Origin of the sequence: Paenibacillus sepulcri, from assembly GCF_042647105.1 — a bacterium.
Classification (GTDB): Bacteria; Bacillota; Bacilli; order Paenibacillales; family Paenibacillaceae; genus Paenibacillus_Z; species Paenibacillus_Z sepulcri.
In genome coordinates, this window is sequence record NZ_JBHRUP010000001.1 from 6,000,313 (window position 1) to 6,016,539 (window position 16,227).

Genomic DNA, 16,227 nt, shown 5'->3' on the forward strand with positions numbered 1-16,227 from the left:
GGGCCCTTCACCACGGGCATTGCTTTCAACTTGATGGAAAGCGATATATCTCTGGATATAGAATAAGGCCGAACGTTTTAAACGTTCGGCTTTATTCTATTCGTTCACAAATTGGTTTAAAAGCTTTAGGATGACTTCGCGCTTCACAGGCTTGCTTACATACTCGTCCATCCCCGCAGCTATGCACTTTTCCCGGTCGCCCTTTAGGGCATTGGCTGTGACTGCGACGATGCGGGGACTTTGCTCCTTGAGCTCTTCTTTTATCTTCTTCGCTGCATCCAGGCCGTTCACAATCGGCATGTGCAGATCCATGAAGATGAGATCAAATGATTTTTTGCGCGTTGCTTCGACAACATCGATGCCGTTTGTGACATTGGTAACCGTATGCCCCATTTTTTCAAGCATTTTCGTCAGTACCAGCTGATTAATGGGATTGTCTTCAGCGACCAAAATGCTCGCCTTGCGTGACGTTTGATGCATTTGCATACGCATATCTTCACGGTTGGGTTTCGACGATTGCTTTAGCGGGATGGTAAAGGTAAACGTCGAGCCGCTCTTTCCGTCACTCTCAGCGTAAATCTCGCCATCCATCATTTCGATGATTTTGCGGCTGATGGCAAGACCGAGGCCAGTTCCTTCGTGTCTGCGCACCATAAAACTGTCAAGCTGCGCAAACGGTTCAAAAATGTCGTTAAGACGCTCGGGATCTATCCCAATGCCTGTATCTGTTATAATAAAGGCCAACCGGGGAGGAACTTCCTTCACTCGCATCACCTTAACCGAAATACTGCCCTTGATCGTAAATTTGACGGCATTTCCGAGTAGGTTTAGGAGCACCTGTTTCAAGCGATCGGCATCGCAATAAATAAAATCGGGAACATCGTGATTGATGGTGTAGGAGAGCTCCAGTTGCTTTTCATCGGCTCTCGTGGAAATGACGCCGAAGCTTTCCTTGATGCTGTTGCGCAGATCTACGGTATCCTCTTGCAGCTCACTTCGGCCTGCCTCGATTTTGGAAAGATCAAGGATGTCATTAATAATGTTGAGCAGGGTTTCCCCGCTTTTCCTGATGATCTCCAGATAGCCTCGCTGCTCGTCATTTACATCCGTGGAATCAAGCAAAATATCCGTCATTCCCACCACCCCATTCATGGGGGTGCGAATTTCGTGGCTCATCATAGCCAGAAACTCGCTCTTGGCTTTGTTCGTGGACTCAGCTGTCTCCTTTGCCAGCATCAGCTGCTTCTGCTCGGAGATATCCTTGCAGATGAGGTAAAACCCGATATTTTTCTGGTTCACAAAAATCGGTGCAAGACTCGTAAGCACTTCGACCACTTCATCGTCTTTGGTGACAATCGTGTCAATTTGCTGTTCAATCGTATTATCGTTAAGCGCCTTTTCTAAAATGAGGCTCACATTAGCCTGTCCAATTAAATTCGAAAGCTCCATCCCGATTAGATCCGTGTGGACTTGGTAGCCTGTCAACTTTTCCGCCATCGAGTTGGCGTTAATGATAATGCCGTTGAGGCCAAAGGAAATGACAGCGTCGTGGTTGTATTTTTTGAGCGACGTGTACCGTTCAACGGATTCCTGCAGCCGCTGTTCTGATTCTTTTTGCTTGGTAATGTCAATAATTTGGGCAATGTAATATATCGGCTGGCTCGCCTCGTTGCAGAACAATTTGATGGAGAGCAGTCCCCACAACGCGTCGCCGTTCTTTTTGATGTACCGCTTCTCGAGCTGTACCTCCCTATTATCATCTACCATCAGCGCCTTGAGATCGTCAAAGCTTGCCATATCATCATCGGGGTGAGTGAGATCGCCAAACAACTTGTTTTCAAACTCAGCACCGGTGTGGCCAAAGATTCTCTCAAAAGCAGGGTTTACTGTCAAAATCAAACCGTCTGGCGCAACAAGGGCAATTCCGAAGGACGCATGCTCAAACACTTGCTGATTGAAGGCTTCCTGGTTCAGGTTTACGCGGTGCATGGCTAACCTCCGTATAGTATAGGAACTGGATACGTAAAAATAGACCCCCATCTTTGAAGGTCTTATCAATTCATAAAACAAAATGGTTTCTGCAATATAGATTACCCGCCTGCTAACTTATTTAAACAGGTCACGCTAACCTGGAATTACAACAAAGCTTTCTGCTTTCAAGATATAGCTATCAATAACGGGCACGTTCTGTTTGCTCGAAAATATGTTGAACATATTTTTTATAATAGCATTGATTCGAACGGCATTGCTATCGAGTGCACTCTATACTTTAGCATTGCACATGTAAGTAATCATTTTCATTATAGGAGGAATTCTTTATGCGTGTTTTTGTCACAGGAGCGACGGGTTTCATCGGCTCCGGCATCGTACGCGAACTCATCAACGCTGGGCATCAGGTCCTGGGTCTCGCCCGTTCCGACACCTCCGCCGCGACTCTGGCGAGAGTCGGCATCGACGTGCACCGCGGTGACATCGACGACCTCGACAGCTTGCGTGCCGGAGCCGCTGCAGCAGACGCGGTGATCTACGCGGCGAATAAGCACATCTCCGAGACTGCCGACTCGGCTGCACGCGCGCAGGTTGAGCTAAACGCAGTTCAAGCGATCGGTTTGGAATTGGAAGGAACTCACAAACCCTTCGCGGTCACCTCGGGAGTCATAGGCCGCACGCCGGGACGCCTGCTCAGCGAAGAGACTCCTGCCGTTCCCAACACAATCACAGCGCTGCGTCTCCCAGTTGAGGAGTCCGTAATCGCAATGGCCGAGCGCGGCGTGCGCTCCTCTTCGGTGTTGTTGGCGCCGACCGTGCACGGCGAGTGCGACACGCGCGGATTCATTTCGACCCTAATCGGCATAGCTCGCGCGACTGGCATATCCGCCTTCGTCGGCGACGGATCGAACCGATGGCCTTCTGTGCATCGACTTGACGCGGCGGCCCTATTCCGGCTTGCTGTGGAATCCGCCCCGGCCGGTACGCGACTGCACGCGGTCGCCGAGGAGGGGGTGCCGTTTCGGGACGTCGCAGAGGCCATCGGCCGCCAGTTGAAAATCCCAGCTGTAAGTATGACGGCCGAGGAGGCAAGCCAGCACTTCAGATTTCTTGCCCCGTTGGTTTCAATCGACAACCCGGCGTCGAGCGCACTGACCCGGGAACGATTCGGCTGGCAGCCAACGCACCCTGCGCTGATCGCAGACATCGAAGAAGGCCACTACTTCAAACAATGAGCGCGACGGAAAACGAAAAACGGTCCACCCAGGCGGCTCAGTAGCCCGCCGGGGGCAATTGTAGGAGTGCACCGGCAGTCGTGGTCCTTGTTGGTCGAATGCTGCTTTGTAGGGATGGTCAGCGTCGTAGCTGGCTATTCGACCTTTGGATTTGATTACGGCGGCATGTACGACGAGGTGAGCATTAACGAGAGCTGGGCAAGGTCTTGTAATGTTTCGCGGAATGGGGAATAAGAAAATTTGCAAGCCAACTGGGCACAATAAAAGGAACGGCTGCCATGGCAGCTGCTCCTTTTTTCTACTGAAATAACGGGCAGGTGATTGGCGGATGCCAGTCAACAAATGAAAGGCGAAAAGCAGAAGAGTCGACTGTGGATTACCTTAGTATTGGAGATAAACATGATATCAACGCCTGGCAACTAGCATTGATCGATCCAGCACCATTGCACGTTAAAGGAGGAACTTTAGTGAAAAAACAAGATTTTGTCATTTCCCATGTCTTTGATGCGTCGATTGAAGAAGTATGGAGAGCCTGGCATAATGCGCAGAGAAATCATTATTTGGGTGTAAAGAAGAAGACTTGAAGTTGTACAGCAACAACGACAATAACATAAGCATGGAGGCTACGGAGGTGGAGGCAGCCTCACCCAATCTAGCCCCTATCCTGCACGCTTCTCCTTTGCCGCCTCTGCAGGTTTTCACCCCCATGTCTCAGTTAGTCAAAGTCTGTTGATGTAGCGAGAGCTTCCCATGCTGCCAGATCCCGTTGAACGCTTTCGATCTTCGTGCGGGCGACTTCGTAAGCATCCTTTCCAAGAAACAGATGCAGCGGCGGATGTTCGGACTCCGCTATGCGAATCAGCACATCCATCCCTTTCTTCGGATCACCCGGTTGATTCTGATCGTATTGTTTGAGGGCGGATTCCTGGGCTTCCCGGAGGGGAACATAATCGTCGATAAGATGGGTTGAACTCGTTTTCAAGGATACTGGGGATAAAAATTGGGTGCGAAAGTATCCGGGTTTAACAGCCGTTACATGAATCCCGAAAGGCTGAACATCCTGAGCCAGCGCTTCGCTCATTCCGTCTATGGCAAATTTGGTGGCCGCATAAATGGCGCTTCCGCCGAACCCGTAAAAGCCGGCTGTGGATGAGAAGTTGATAATATGTCCCGACCTCTGTTTTCGGAGCTGCGGCAGCGCTTGACGCACCACATTAAAGGTTCCGAACACGTTGACTTCGAAATTTTGCCTGGCGGCGGCATCAGGAATTTCCTCGAAGGGTCCGACCTGTCCGTAACCCGCATTATTAACGACCACATCCAATCGACCAAACCGCTCGACCGTTGCGGCTATCGCTCTTTTAACATCATTTTCATCCGACAAGTTCATTTGCAACGGAAGAAAATGATTGTTTTCACCCACAGCCCGCTGGAGATCTTGGGCGGTTCTCGACGTCGCGGCGACGTTGTATCCTCTTGCCAGCAGCATTTTAACCAACGTCAGGCCCATCCCCCTGGATGCACCCGTAACGAACCAGATTTTTTTCGTACTCAATTGAATTTCCCCTTCCAGGCAATGAATTTGTCAAGCTAGTAGAGCTATTAACAGCATACAGGCTAGAGTCTTGTCTAAGTCAAACAACTGAACCTCGATATCGGCGTATAACACATCGCGCCGTTCGACGAATCCACAAATTTACCGGTTGAGTTTGCCCTACGGCTGAGCTTGCTGAGTTGCTGTCGGACATCGATCACATGTCCGCCATCGTCCTCGCGAACGGCTCTTTATAGTTAAAACGGGGATATTAAGGTAGAATATCTTAGAGTAACTCTAATCTATAACAAGGAGTGCGGACATATGGCCTACACGATTAAGGAAGTTTCCGAGAAAACGGGAGTTTCCCGTTATACTTTACGCTTCTATGAAAAAGAAAGCGTGCTGCCCCATGTTAGGCGGGACGACAACGGAGTGCGTTTGTATAGTGAATCTGATATCGACTGGATTGAAACGGTGCAGGTCCTCCGTTCAACGGGCTTGCCTCTGGCGGAAATAAAGGAGTATGTAGAGCTGTACAAGGGCGGGCGCAAGACGCTGGATCAGCGGAGAACGTTGATGATGCGTCAAAAAAACAAAGTAGAGGAGCAAATTTCACTTTTTATGAAAACCTTAGAAAAGATCAATTACAAGCTTGCATTATTTGACGCCCAGGAAGAGAAGCTTGTGAATCTGCCGCAGACAAATTGAAAGAAAAAATTTCTCTGATTCGATAATGGAAGCCGCGCGTCTGCGGCTTTTTTTATTTTTGGTTGCATATCTGGATTTAAGATAGAGACCTTTACATGAAATTTAAATAGATGAGGCTGAAAATTAACACTAGATTGTTATGTTGAACGTTACATAAACGAAAGGAGCTTAACAATGCCAAGAAATAAGCTTTTGTCATCTTTGCTGGTAGTTGTGTTGCTTTTATCCTTCTTTGCGAATTTCTCCTCTAAGGTTTACGCCGAGGAGGTTATTGCAGAGGACAAGCCTGTTTTAAATAACGGAATCTACGAAATCAGCAACCCGGAGCAATTACTCTATATAAGTCAGAATTTCGGCGATCCCGATATTCCCAAAGACGGTTATTACAAGCTGATGAATGATATCGATATGAAGCTGATTACTAACTTTGAGCCATTCGGCAGATTTTACGGCACCTTCGATGGCAACCACAAAGTGATAGCTAATCTCAGAATTGATATGCCAAACAGCGGAACCGTAGGTTTTTTCAATCATCTTGGCGATTCCGATGTGCAGGCGGTTGCCAAAAACCTTGGCCTTGTCGATGTGTATATCCGCGGCGGACAAACGGTCGGCGGCGTGGCCGGCATGCTGTGGGGTACGGTCGAGAATGTATACGTAACGGGCGAGGTCATCGGCAGCGACCACAGCGTAGGCGGTATTGCAGGCAGAATTCCGGAGTACAGCTCCGGCACGATCAAGCAGACGCCCGCTCCGGACAAGGCTGCGCATCCCACGATCAGGAACAGTTATTCCCTCGTCAATGTCAGGGAGGAAGGGACCAAAGACAGTCAGGGCGGGCTGGCTGGACGTGTTCTGAACCCCAATACACTCATCGAGAACAGCTACTCGGCCGGCATCATTGACGGTTATACAAGAGTTGGCGGGCTTGTCGGCGATTTGAGAACCGGCGTTATCCGAAACAGTGTCGCTGCCAATCCGCTGATGACAGCAGCTGCCAATTCAGGCAGTGTAGGTTCGGCCGTGGGGCGGGTAAAGGCAGTTCCCGATCCCGATCCCGACCCGGATGTGGATTTGTATCCCCCAGCTGTTGCCACGGACCTCTTGTCGTTCGATAAAATGAAGAAGGTTGGCGACGCCAGCGGCGAATCGTTTGACGGCACAACCAAAACGGATGCACAGTTGTATGACCAGGCTACCTATGAAGCTCTGGGCTGGGATTTCGGGCATACATGGGAAATGCTTACGGTTACCGACGGAGGCAAAACGTTCAGTTCCCCCGTGCTGCAGGGCTTCGAGCATCAGGAGCTCGCCTTTGATTTTGATAACTATCTCTCCAGCATTGAAGTAACGGTGCAGGCAGGCGATGTCGAGTCCAATTCTGTCACTATCGACGTCTATGCGAGCGATACGGAAGATCGGGAAGCCAAGATTACGGATTACAGCATTATTCAATCCGCCAAGCGGCCGACCAGCGATCAAATCAAATGGGAGCAGCAGCCGCACAAAACTTTTACCGGCCTTGCTCCGTCAACGCAGTATACCTTTTGGATTAAGGTGCAGAGCGAAGACGGGAAGGAAAGCGGCTGGTCTCAGTTCAAGCAATACACCAAATATGCAATTCTGACCGATAAGATGCCCAAGGATATAAGTAATTCCATTACATTGGATCCCCAAACAAGCGCGTCGCTTGTCTGGTCGACAGACAATATCGATCTGGCGGACAGCACCGTTGAGATTGTGAAGAAGACCGACTCGGCAACTCTTCCGTCGAATCAATCCATAAGATTCAAGGGGAAGAACGAGGTCAAAGAGGTTCATATGACCCCGGGCGAGCTGGTCTTTGACGGAATAAGAAACTTCCACAGCGTAAGCGTGACAGGGCTGGAGCCCGGAACGGAATATATTTACCGGGTAGGGGATGCCGCCGAGGATGCATGGAGTCCTGCCGGAAGCTTCAAGACGGCGCCTGCTTCGGATGATTCGGTAATGCTCACTTACATGGCCGACCCGCAGGTTTCTAACTCGAGCGCGGCAAGCGCGGCAACATTCAAGACCGCGCAAGAGATGTTTCCCGATGCGTCCTTCACCTATATTGCCGGAGATCACACTGAAAGCGGCAGTTCCAACGGACAGTGGGATGTGCTTTTCCAGGCGGGGCAGGACTCCTTCATGAAAACACCTGTCGTGTCTGCGCTGGGTAATCACGATGAGGAAAATATGATTAAATATTATATGAATAATCCGGACGACCCGGACGCGGGGCTGCCAAGTGTTTATTCCTTCGACTACGGTCCAGCCCATTTCACTGTGCTTAACTCGGAGCACTACTCCGGGGAAGGCTTGGACAAGCAGATTGATTGGCTGAAGCAGGATGTGGCTGATTCGGATAAACAATGGCATATCGTGATGCTTCATAAATCGCTTTACGCCGCAACGGATCATGTAGATGATGAGGACATTAACGATCTCAGGGTCGCTCTTGCGCCTGTTTTACAGGAGTTGAACATAGACGCTGTGCTGATGGGACATGACCATAGCTTTTCGAGGGGCTTTGTCAAGGACGGCTATAATGCCAAGCCTGAAAAGCTGGCAGATAGCGGCAGCGAAGTGTTCATCAAGCCGGACTCGCCTTTGTACATTGTGAACGGAACGATGGGGAACTCGAAATGGTATCAAAAAATAAAATACGATAACACCTTGTATCATGTTTCGCCGGACTATGAATTTATCGATAAAACTTCGGCAACCTATGATACGTCGCTCCATCAGCAGAGCTTTACGGCTGTTAAAATAGAGGATGGTGTGATGTCGCTGGACACGTACTTCCTGGAGTATGATGCGAACGATCCGAACGGGTATGCGATAGCGCCGTATCTGTACGACTCTATCAAAATATCGAAAAACGATTACTACTGGCCCAAAGACAGTCAGCTAACAGCAAGCGATGTAACGCAAAACAGCTTATCCCTGGCATGGACGCCTGCGAATACACATGCGGAAAACGCCCAATACCGGTTGTACAAGGACGGATCGGTCATGGATACGGTTTACGGCAATTCTTACGGCGTCACGGGCCTGAACAAAGATACAACCTATAATTTCAAGGTCGAAACAGCCGACGCTTCCGGCGGCTGGAGCAGCAACGGTCCGGCTATTACGGTCCGGACGCCAGGCGACAAACCAGACGCTTCCAGCAATGCCGCTTTAAGCTCGCTTGCTTTAAGCGGGATTAAATTAGACCAGACGGTGACAGGGAATGTTTATGCCTATACGGCGACTGTACCAAACTCTGTCTCCGTAACCAGCGTTACCTATGAGACTGCCGACAGCCGCGCATCCGCGTATCTGCAGCTTGACGGCGTGAGGATAGATAATCCGGTTAATCTGAGTGTCGGCTCCAATGACATCAGCGTTGTCGTTACCTCCCAAGCCGGGACAAAGCAAACCTATTCGGTTGATGTAACGCGTAGAGGCATTGACTCGTGGCCTTCTTCACCGTCTAATCCGGCGGCGCCTGGACAAGATGATTTTAAAGTGAGTGATGCGACAAAATCCCTGTTGGGGCAAGACGCTTCTTCCATTCTGACGGCTCCGGTCACCGTTCAGCAAAATGCCGATGGAGTAACCGTCAATACCGTCAATGAAACTGAGCTGCTGGCAATGATGGCTGATACAGCCAATATTAAAGCTATTGTTGTGCCTGTATCGGTTTCCAGGAATGGCAAGTCCATTACGAGCTTTACGCCGGAGCTGCTGACGGAAGCAGGCAAACATGAGGCTTCGGCGAAGATCGTGCTTCAGGGCGACGGCTTCGCCTACGAGATTCCGGCGGCATTCATGAACGTGGACGCTCTAGCGAAAAAGCTCGGCCTGGATGCTTCAACCGTACAAAAGGCGACCATCAACGTGTCGATGAATGTAGTCTCGGATGCGGCTGCTCTTGAAGCCATCAGCAAGAGCGGAGGAAAGCTGCTGTCCAAAGCCGTTGAGTTTGCGATTTCAATAGCTTCCGACGGCAAGAATTATGATTTCAACGATTTTGAAGGAACTTACATCAACCGGTCTTTTGAACTCGAAGATGCTGCAGATCCTGCAAAATCGGTAGGAGCAGTCATTCATGACGACAGTTCTGTATCGCCTGTCCCGACCGTCTTCCCGAATGTTGGGGATCGGGCTGTGGCAGTAGTAAAAGCGGATCATAACTCGACCTATGCCGTAATCGGACACAGCACTGCGCTTACCGATATCGCCAATTCGTGGGCCAAGGAATTTATCCAGACGCTTGCCGACAAGATGATTATTAACGGCTACGAGGATGGAACATTCAAGCCCCGCAGCAACGTAACCCGTGCTGAATTTGTCACCATGCTGGCCGGCGGTCTGGGACTGGCCGATAAAGATGGAGCATCCAGCTTCACCGACGTATCGCCATCCGCATGGTATGGAGAAGTTGTCCATACAGTCAGCGAGCGCGGATTCATTACCGGTTACGAAGACGGGAGCTTCAAGCCCAACCAACAAATTTCACGGCAGGAAGAAGCTGTCATTCTTCTGCGGGTATTGAAATACCTGAACAAGCAGCCTGCGTCTGTCGACGCTGATGGCTTTAAGGATTCCGCTGCCATTGCCGGATATGCCAAGCAAGCAGTTTCCGTCCTGGCAACCTTAAACATCGTTGGAGGAGACGAGAACGGAAACTTTAATCCTGCGAGCTTCGCGACCCGTGCCGAAACAGCGAAAATGATGATGAACCTCATGAAGGAAACAGATTTTTTAAGCGAATAACGGGGCAAGTAAAACGATACCCCCATGATTTACGCATAAAGGAGCTGCCGCGGCAGCTCCTTTTATTTATGACGGATTGTCAAACTAAGTGCGGCAGTTCAACCATGATCTTGCACGACCTGATTTATATACCCGCTGCCATTAAGTTGAAAATCATGAAGAGACCTATAGAGTCATGGACTTCAGACATATCGACTGCAAGTGGATAATATGGTATTATCTGAGAATATAACATTCATATAAGGAGGTTATGTAATGGGAACAGGTAATCCGGTAACGATTACAGTAGAAACAATCGTTCATTCTCCCGTCGAAAGCGTGTGGGAATATTGGACGGAACCGAAGCATATCAAACAATGGAATAATGCCTCCGATGACTGGCACACGCCACACGCCGAGAATGATCTGAAGCCCGGCGGTAAATTCGTCTCAAGAATGGAAGCCAAAGACGGCAGCTTTGGATTTGATTTCGGCGGCGTGTACGACGAGGTGAGCATTAACGAGAGCATCTCCTATACGATGGCCGACGGCAGAAAAGTGAAGATCGCTTTTATTCGCCAAGACAACGACACGCGAATCATTGAATCATTCGACGCGGAAGAGACCAACGCCATCGAGATGCAGCAAGCCGGATGGCAGGCCATTATAAATAATTTCAAAAAATATGTGGAAACAGCTGTACAATAATAAAAAAACTTTCGCAGTTTTAGAAGCGCATGCTGACATCGGCATGCGCTTTGCTATGTATGCCTGGCAGGGGCGACATCTAAGACGCCGCATAATCGCGGCTTTTTTCATTATATGGATATATATTCTTTTCCACGTTCTCCGGCAAGCTGTTATGGACTCCTGCATGGACTCTACATTCAACAGTAAGTCACCTGAAGGTTACCAGATGAGTAAATAGTGCCTCCTTGTGGGTGGCTAACCTCTAATTCATACTAGATTTATGACTTGGTAGAACCAATCGCAATTTAAATCGAAATCGGAGGAAACCCTAAAATGCTAAAACGCAAACTTGGCCAAAGCAACGAAGCATTGTCGGAGATCGGACTCGGTTGTATGGGGATGTCGGATATGTACGGAGATGCGGATCGACTGGAGAGCATCGCAACGATCCACGCGGCGATGGAGGCGGGAATTACACTCTTGGATACCGGAGACTTCTATGGGTCGGGTCACAATGAAATGCTGATTAGCGAAGCACTGAAAGGGAGAAGCCGTGAGCAGGCTTTTATCGCTGTTAAATTTGGTGCCTTGCGCGATCCGAAAGGTGGTTGGGGCGGCGTCGATGGTCGCCCTGCTTCCGTGAAAAATTTCCTTGCCCAGACGTTGAAACGTCTAGACACCGATTATATCGATTTGTATCAACCAGCGAGACTTGATCCGAACGTACCGATCGAAGAGACGGTTGGCGCGGTCGCGGACATGGTTCAGGCGGGATATGTCCGGCATATCGGATTATCCGAGGTAGGTGTGGATACCATTCGCCGCGCTCATTCCGTGCATCCTGTCTCATGGCTGCAAATCGAATATTCTCTATTCAGTCGTGGCATTGAGCGAGAGATTTTGCCTGTATTACGTGAGCTGAAGATTTCGCTGAGTGCTTACGGGGTACTGTCCCGGGGGCTTCTGAGCGGAGCATGGACGAAGGAGCGATCAGGCAATCCGGCGGATATCCGCAACTTTGGGCCGCGTTTCCAAGGGGATAATCTTGAGCATAATCTGGAGCTGATCGAGAAGTTGCGCAGATTGGCGGAATCTCACGGCACCAATGTGGCGCAATTGGCTATTGCGTGGGTAATCGGTCAAGGGGAGAACATCATTCCGCTGATTGGTGCCCGCAAGCGCACACAATTGAACGATGCATTGAACGCAGTGGAAATACATCTGTCTCCCGAGGAATTGAATGATATAGGCAGCGTATTTGCCCCCGAAGAGGTGGCGGGAGAGCGTTATGACAAACATTCAATGGCATTATTGGACAGTGAGAAATAAAGAAGAAGACTAAAAAAGAAGCTCTCAGGATTATGTTCCTGAGAGCTTCTGAATCATTTTCTAAATTATCAGTTTCAGATGACATCGAAGAGTCGAAGGCAGTTTTATGCGTGGGGAGTGCTGCTGCTTTGCGCCAGGCGTTGACGATGGTTTGCCCCCCATTCAAACATGATGTCAAACATAGGCCCTAACGTATGCCCGTATACCGTCAATGAATACTCTACCTTTGGAGGGATATCAGGAATGACATTACGGTTTACTAAACCGTCTTCTTCCAGTTCACGAAGCTGCTGAGTCAGCATTTTCTGGGATATGCCTGAGAGCCTCCGGCGCAAATCGTTGAACCGCCGGGTCTTACCAACCAATTCATACAGCAGCTGCAGCTTCCATTTCCCGCTGAGAACGCGAAGGGTTGCCTCGATATTGATATCGCATTCTTCCTCGTGTTCAGTGTTTACTTCTCCATTTCGCAGCTGTTGCTCCTCAGTCGTCGTTATTTGATCCGGCCAAATGTCGTTAAGCTTTGGATTTTCTTTCGTCATATTCCCCACCCCCTTTTTGACAAACGCACTCTACCAAGAATACGGTAAGTTCCCAATAGAAAGCAACTTATGAGCAATCAACATGGGACTATAGGTAGAAGGATTATTCGATATACACAATATTCAAACAAAGGACTGAATATAGTTACCGACCCAGTTTGGGCAAATCGGATGGGGCTTTCCAGACGCTAAACATTACATTATGATAACTTCGAGAGCACACTCGTTAGAAAAAAGGCATCATTCCAGAATTTTCATCAATTATCTTTTTGCATGCAAATAATTTATCCACTTTGCTGCGAAAGTGATAACTTCATTTTCACCTGAAGATCGGTACAACCTCCATATTCTGTGGGGCGGCGCTATCACTCACTTTAAGCTATCAGGACTTGTAATGCCGGAAGAAAAAGCGGCTTCTTTCATTTATGGGATCAAGTTCTTGTCAATTGCTGATGAAGAGAACTTGATCCCATCCCCGATTGAAGTACGAAAATATTTTACAGACGCTTTACTGTTTACCGTTAATAGGGTTCCCCAAGTGTCGTGCGAAGGGTATCAACATCCTTGTTGATCGCTTCGGTTGCTTTGCGAATCGCCGAGTTCACATCGAGTCCATTGATTGCCAAATCTTCGGTAGCCTCTGTCAGCCGGATGAGGATGTCCGTCTCGTAAGGGTGGATATAATGGTTCAGAATCGGCGTACCTACAAATACATTCTGGATCGTTTTTCCTTTCAGTACCGGAATATCCTGTCCGAATTCCTTCTCCAGCTCCGGATTGATAATGGCGGGCACTCTGCCGTTGCGAGCGATTATGCGCTGCCCTTCATCCGACAGAAGCTCCTGGAGCACTTGGAAAGCTTCGTCTTGGTGCGGGCTTTTGCTGCTGATTCCGATGGTATGAATTTGTGCCTCCCTTGTCTTGGGCAATTGGTCCTCAAAGTTCGGAGAAGGGGCGAAATCCCAATTGAATTCCACACCCTGCTGGCGCAGTTCCTCTAACGGACCCACCATGTTCGCCAGGAAGGAGACCCGCATTCCAATCACCTGATCCTTCATGAACTGATCCCTGCCCCAGTTCCAGAACTTGTCTGTCGCAATATAACCGGGAATATCGAAAATCCTTTTTTGCAGATCGAATATCCTTCGCCACTCCGGCGTATCGATAGCGGCATCGCCTGTCTCTGCATCAAGCAGCGGAAGAGCGAGCGATTTGGACAATCCGGTCAGATTGTCCGCGGCCAGACCGACATAATGAACGCCGCTCTCGGTCCGGGTCAGTTTAGCCGCGATCTCCAGTGTCTGGTCCCACGTCAACTGCTTCTCCGTCGGATAAGGAACGCCGAATTTATCGAAGAGATCCTTGTTGTAATACATGATTTGCTGATTTATATTGAACGGAAGCGCGGAAATAGCATCGCCCCGGCCCTTGGTAATGCTCTTGATGTAATCGTACCCTATTGGCTTCAGGCGGCTCTCGTCAAAATGATGCCGTTTGATCAACTCGCGCAGATCCTGGAACACACCGGTGCGTACCAGCTGCGGGTTCGCGCTGCTGAAGATGATGTCCGGCGTATATGTAGTCAACACTTCTTCCGGTGGGGTATCTTCCGCCGGTGTAATCCGCTTGATCGTCACATTCGGATATTTCTTGTGGATGGGATCGGCGATCATTATCGCGAATTCGGAATCCGTAAATGTCGATCCGTAGCTATAAAATTTCAGTTCCAGCGGTTCGGCGCCCAGCTTCTTGAAATCTTCGTCATCGGCGCTTTCATTACTCGGGTGAGGGTCGGGGCTATTGGGGCTCCCATTGTTCCCCGTTGATGTGCAAGCTCCAAGAAACACCATTAGCATTGCGAGTTGAAGCCAAGTGATCGTCCTTTTCATTGTTCATCCTCCATATCTGTACAGCAAATTAGGGTTGCCCCGCCGTTCCTGTTGGAATGCCAGTCTTTGCCGAAACCAAAAAACCGAAGAAGCCCGTTAGGCATTCTCCGGTGATCCGGTAGGTATTGTTGGCACAAAATTTATCCGGAGGCATTCAGCGCGGCAAGACTTTGGCCGTTGGCAGCCCATACTTTCTTATGTTGGTTGTCGGGACGCGCAAGACCAAGATTTTCCCGCAGCGTCTTGCCCTCGTAAGCAGTACGGAAGATTCCGCGGTTCTGCAGTTCCGGTATCACCTTGTCCACGAAAGCTTCCAGACCGGACGGAATAATCGGCGGCAAAATGTTGAACCCGTCGGCGCCTCCTTCGCGAAACCATTTCTCAATGAAGTCCGCTACCTGCAGCACAGACCCCGAAAAGGTAACATGGCCATGTCCCCCTGCACTCCGGCTCAGGAACTGCTTGATCGTAAATTTATCCCGGATCGCAGCATCGATGATCACATCCCGTCGGGATGTGATTCCGACTCTGAAGTCCTCCGCTGGCCTCAACTTATCCAGCGGTACAGGCGCATCCAGCGGATATTCCGACAGGTCTACCGTAAAGAAACGGGACAAGTTTTGAAGGGAATGCTTCGTATTAAGCAGTGAAAATAACTCCTCTTCGAGGTCTCTGGCCTCCGCTTCCGTATCGCCGATAATCGGGCTCAATCCTGGTAATATGAGCAGTTGTTCCGAATTTCTTCCAAACTTGCCCAGTCTTCCTTTCACATCCCTATAGAATTCCTGCGCGGCTCCAAGCGTCTGTTGAGCGGTAAAGATTGCTTCCGCTGTTCTTGCCGCCAATTCCTTGCCGCCTTCGGAAGATCCGGCCTGCACGAGTACCGGATAGCCCTGCGGAGGACGTGGAATATTCAGTGGACCCTTCACTTTATAATATTCACCTTGAAAATTAATACTGTAGACCTTGTTTGAATCCAGCTGCTGACCCTTCTCTTTGTCATACACGAGAGCGTCCTCTTCCCAGCTGTCCCATAATTGCCTGACAACATCTACGAATTCCTCGCCGACCTTGTATCGCTGCTCTACATCCGGATGCTCATCCCGGCCGAAATTATGCGCCGCCGACTGGGCCCCTGTCACGATATTCCATGCAGCGCGTCCTTTGCTGATATGATCCAGCGAAGCGAATTGACGGGCAAGATGGAAGGGGTCGTTATAGGTCGTTCCGACTGTAGCGATAAAACCGATATGCTTCGTAAGCACGGCAAGCGCGGAAAACAATGTGAACGGCTCGAATCGGCGGGATGCGCCAGAGTATCCATCCGCAACAAATAATGAATCAAGTAACCCACGTTCAGCGATTCTCGCCTGATTGACGAAATGCGCCAGGTCCAGACCTCCGTTCGGATTAACCGATGGATGCCTCGAGGAAGCGGCATGATGTCCGGTACTGCGAATGAATACGTTGAAATGGGCTTTTCTATTGACGTTAGTCAACTTGTTCACCTCATAATCTTCTTTTTTATTCGGAATCAATTA

Annotated in this window: 11 protein-coding genes; 6 read left to right on the forward strand and 5 right to left on the reverse strand. The window is 49.5% G+C overall.

What is annotated here, in order from left to right; all coding sequences use genetic code 11:
* Positions 1 to 96: 96 nt before the first annotated feature.
* Positions 97 to 1,989, reverse strand: a complete 1,893-nt coding sequence (locus ACFOLF_RS26290) for a PAS domain S-box protein (RefSeq protein ID WP_210044332.1) — start codon at positions 1,987 to 1,989, stop codon at positions 97 to 99.
* A 329-nt stretch (positions 1,990 to 2,318) separates the two neighbouring features.
* On the opposite strand from ACFOLF_RS26290, the gene ACFOLF_RS26295 reads away from it, so the two are divergent.
* Complete coding sequence (locus ACFOLF_RS26295) at positions 2,319 to 3,224, forward strand: SDR family oxidoreductase (RefSeq protein WP_210044334.1); 906 nt, start codon at positions 2,319 to 2,321, stop codon at positions 3,222 to 3,224.
* Positions 3,225 to 3,595: 371 nt separating this feature from the next.
* Positions 3,596 to 3,808 carry an SRPBCC family protein gene (locus ACFOLF_RS26300; protein WP_210044336.1) on the forward strand — a complete coding sequence of 71 codons (213 nt, stop codon included), beginning with the start codon at positions 3,596 to 3,598 and terminating at the stop codon, positions 3,806 to 3,808.
* A 131-nt stretch (positions 3,809 to 3,939) separates the two neighbouring features.
* Here ACFOLF_RS26300 and ACFOLF_RS26305 read toward each other — a convergent pair whose 3' ends face one another.
* On the reverse strand, positions 3,940 to 4,779 hold the full coding sequence (locus tag ACFOLF_RS26305) for an SDR family NAD(P)-dependent oxidoreductase (RefSeq protein ID WP_210044343.1): 840 nt from the start codon (positions 4,777 to 4,779) through the stop codon (positions 3,940 to 3,942).
* Positions 4,780 to 5,082: 303 nt separating this feature from the next.
* Between ACFOLF_RS26305 and ACFOLF_RS26310 the strand changes: the two genes are divergently transcribed.
* The 4 genes from ACFOLF_RS26310 (at position 5,083) to ACFOLF_RS26325 (ending at position 12,255) form a co-directional block, all read left to right on the forward strand.
* Positions 5,083 to 5,469 (forward strand): MerR family transcriptional regulator, encoded by a 387-nt coding sequence (locus ACFOLF_RS26310; protein WP_210044345.1) that lies wholly within the window; start codon positions 5,083 to 5,085, stop codon positions 5,467 to 5,469.
* A gap of 174 nt (positions 5,470 to 5,643) precedes the next feature.
* Positions 5,644 to 10,257 carry an S-layer homology domain-containing protein gene (locus ACFOLF_RS26315; protein WP_210044353.1) on the forward strand — a complete coding sequence of 1,538 codons (4,614 nt, stop codon included), beginning with the start codon at positions 5,644 to 5,646 and terminating at the stop codon, positions 10,255 to 10,257.
* A gap of 255 nt (positions 10,258 to 10,512) precedes the next feature.
* Complete coding sequence (locus ACFOLF_RS26320) at positions 10,513 to 10,944, forward strand: SRPBCC family protein (protein WP_210044355.1); 432 nt, start codon at positions 10,513 to 10,515, stop codon at positions 10,942 to 10,944.
* Positions 10,945 to 11,259: 315 nt separating this feature from the next.
* Complete coding sequence (locus ACFOLF_RS26325; protein ID WP_210044366.1) at positions 11,260 to 12,255, forward strand: aldo/keto reductase; 996 nt, start codon at positions 11,260 to 11,262, stop codon at positions 12,253 to 12,255.
* Between the two features lie 104 nt (positions 12,256 to 12,359).
* Here the strand turns inward: ACFOLF_RS26325 and ACFOLF_RS26330 are convergent, their stop codons facing one another.
* The 3 genes from ACFOLF_RS26330 to ACFOLF_RS26340 all read right to left on the reverse strand — a co-directional run bounded on the left by ACFOLF_RS26330 (position 12,360) and on the right by ACFOLF_RS26340 (position 16,185).
* Positions 12,360 to 12,797 carry a winged helix-turn-helix transcriptional regulator gene (locus ACFOLF_RS26330; RefSeq protein WP_210044368.1) on the reverse strand — a complete coding sequence of 146 codons (438 nt, stop codon included), beginning with the start codon at positions 12,795 to 12,797 and terminating at the stop codon, positions 12,360 to 12,362.
* A gap of 521 nt (positions 12,798 to 13,318) precedes the next feature.
* Positions 13,319 to 14,686: an ABC transporter substrate-binding protein gene (locus ACFOLF_RS26335; protein WP_210044383.1), complete on the reverse strand. Its 1,368-nt coding sequence runs from the start codon at positions 14,684 to 14,686 to the stop codon at positions 13,319 to 13,321.
* Between the two features lie 140 nt (positions 14,687 to 14,826).
* Positions 14,827 to 16,185 (reverse strand): LLM class flavin-dependent oxidoreductase, encoded by a 1,359-nt coding sequence (locus tag ACFOLF_RS26340; protein ID WP_210044385.1) that lies wholly within the window; start codon positions 16,183 to 16,185, stop codon positions 14,827 to 14,829.
* Positions 16,186 to 16,227: the final 42 nt, after the last annotated feature.

Coding starts and splice junctions, on each gene's coding strand:
- ACFOLF_RS26330 (WP_210044368.1), bottom strand. CDS start 12,797: ATGACGAAAGAAAATCCAAAGCTTAACGACATTTGGCCGGATCAAATA.
- ACFOLF_RS26310 (WP_210044345.1), top strand. CDS start 5,083: ATGGCCTACACGATTAAGGAAGTTTCCGAGAAAACGGGAGTTTCCCGT.
- ACFOLF_RS26295 (WP_210044334.1), top strand. CDS start 2,319: ATGCGTGTTTTTGTCACAGGAGCGACGGGTTTCATCGGCTCCGGCATC.
- ACFOLF_RS26325 (WP_210044366.1), top strand. CDS start 11,260: ATGCTAAAACGCAAACTTGGCCAAAGCAACGAAGCATTGTCGGAGATC.
- ACFOLF_RS26315 (WP_210044353.1), top strand. CDS start 5,644: ATGCCAAGAAATAAGCTTTTGTCATCTTTGCTGGTAGTTGTGTTGCTT.
- ACFOLF_RS26290 (WP_210044332.1), bottom strand. CDS start 1,989: ATGCACCGCGTAAACCTGAACCAGGAAGCCTTCAATCAGCAAGTGTTT.
- ACFOLF_RS26335 (WP_210044383.1), bottom strand. CDS start 14,686: ATGAAAAGGACGATCACTTGGCTTCAACTCGCAATGCTAATGGTGTTT.
- ACFOLF_RS26320 (WP_210044355.1), top strand. CDS start 10,513: ATGGGAACAGGTAATCCGGTAACGATTACAGTAGAAACAATCGTTCAT.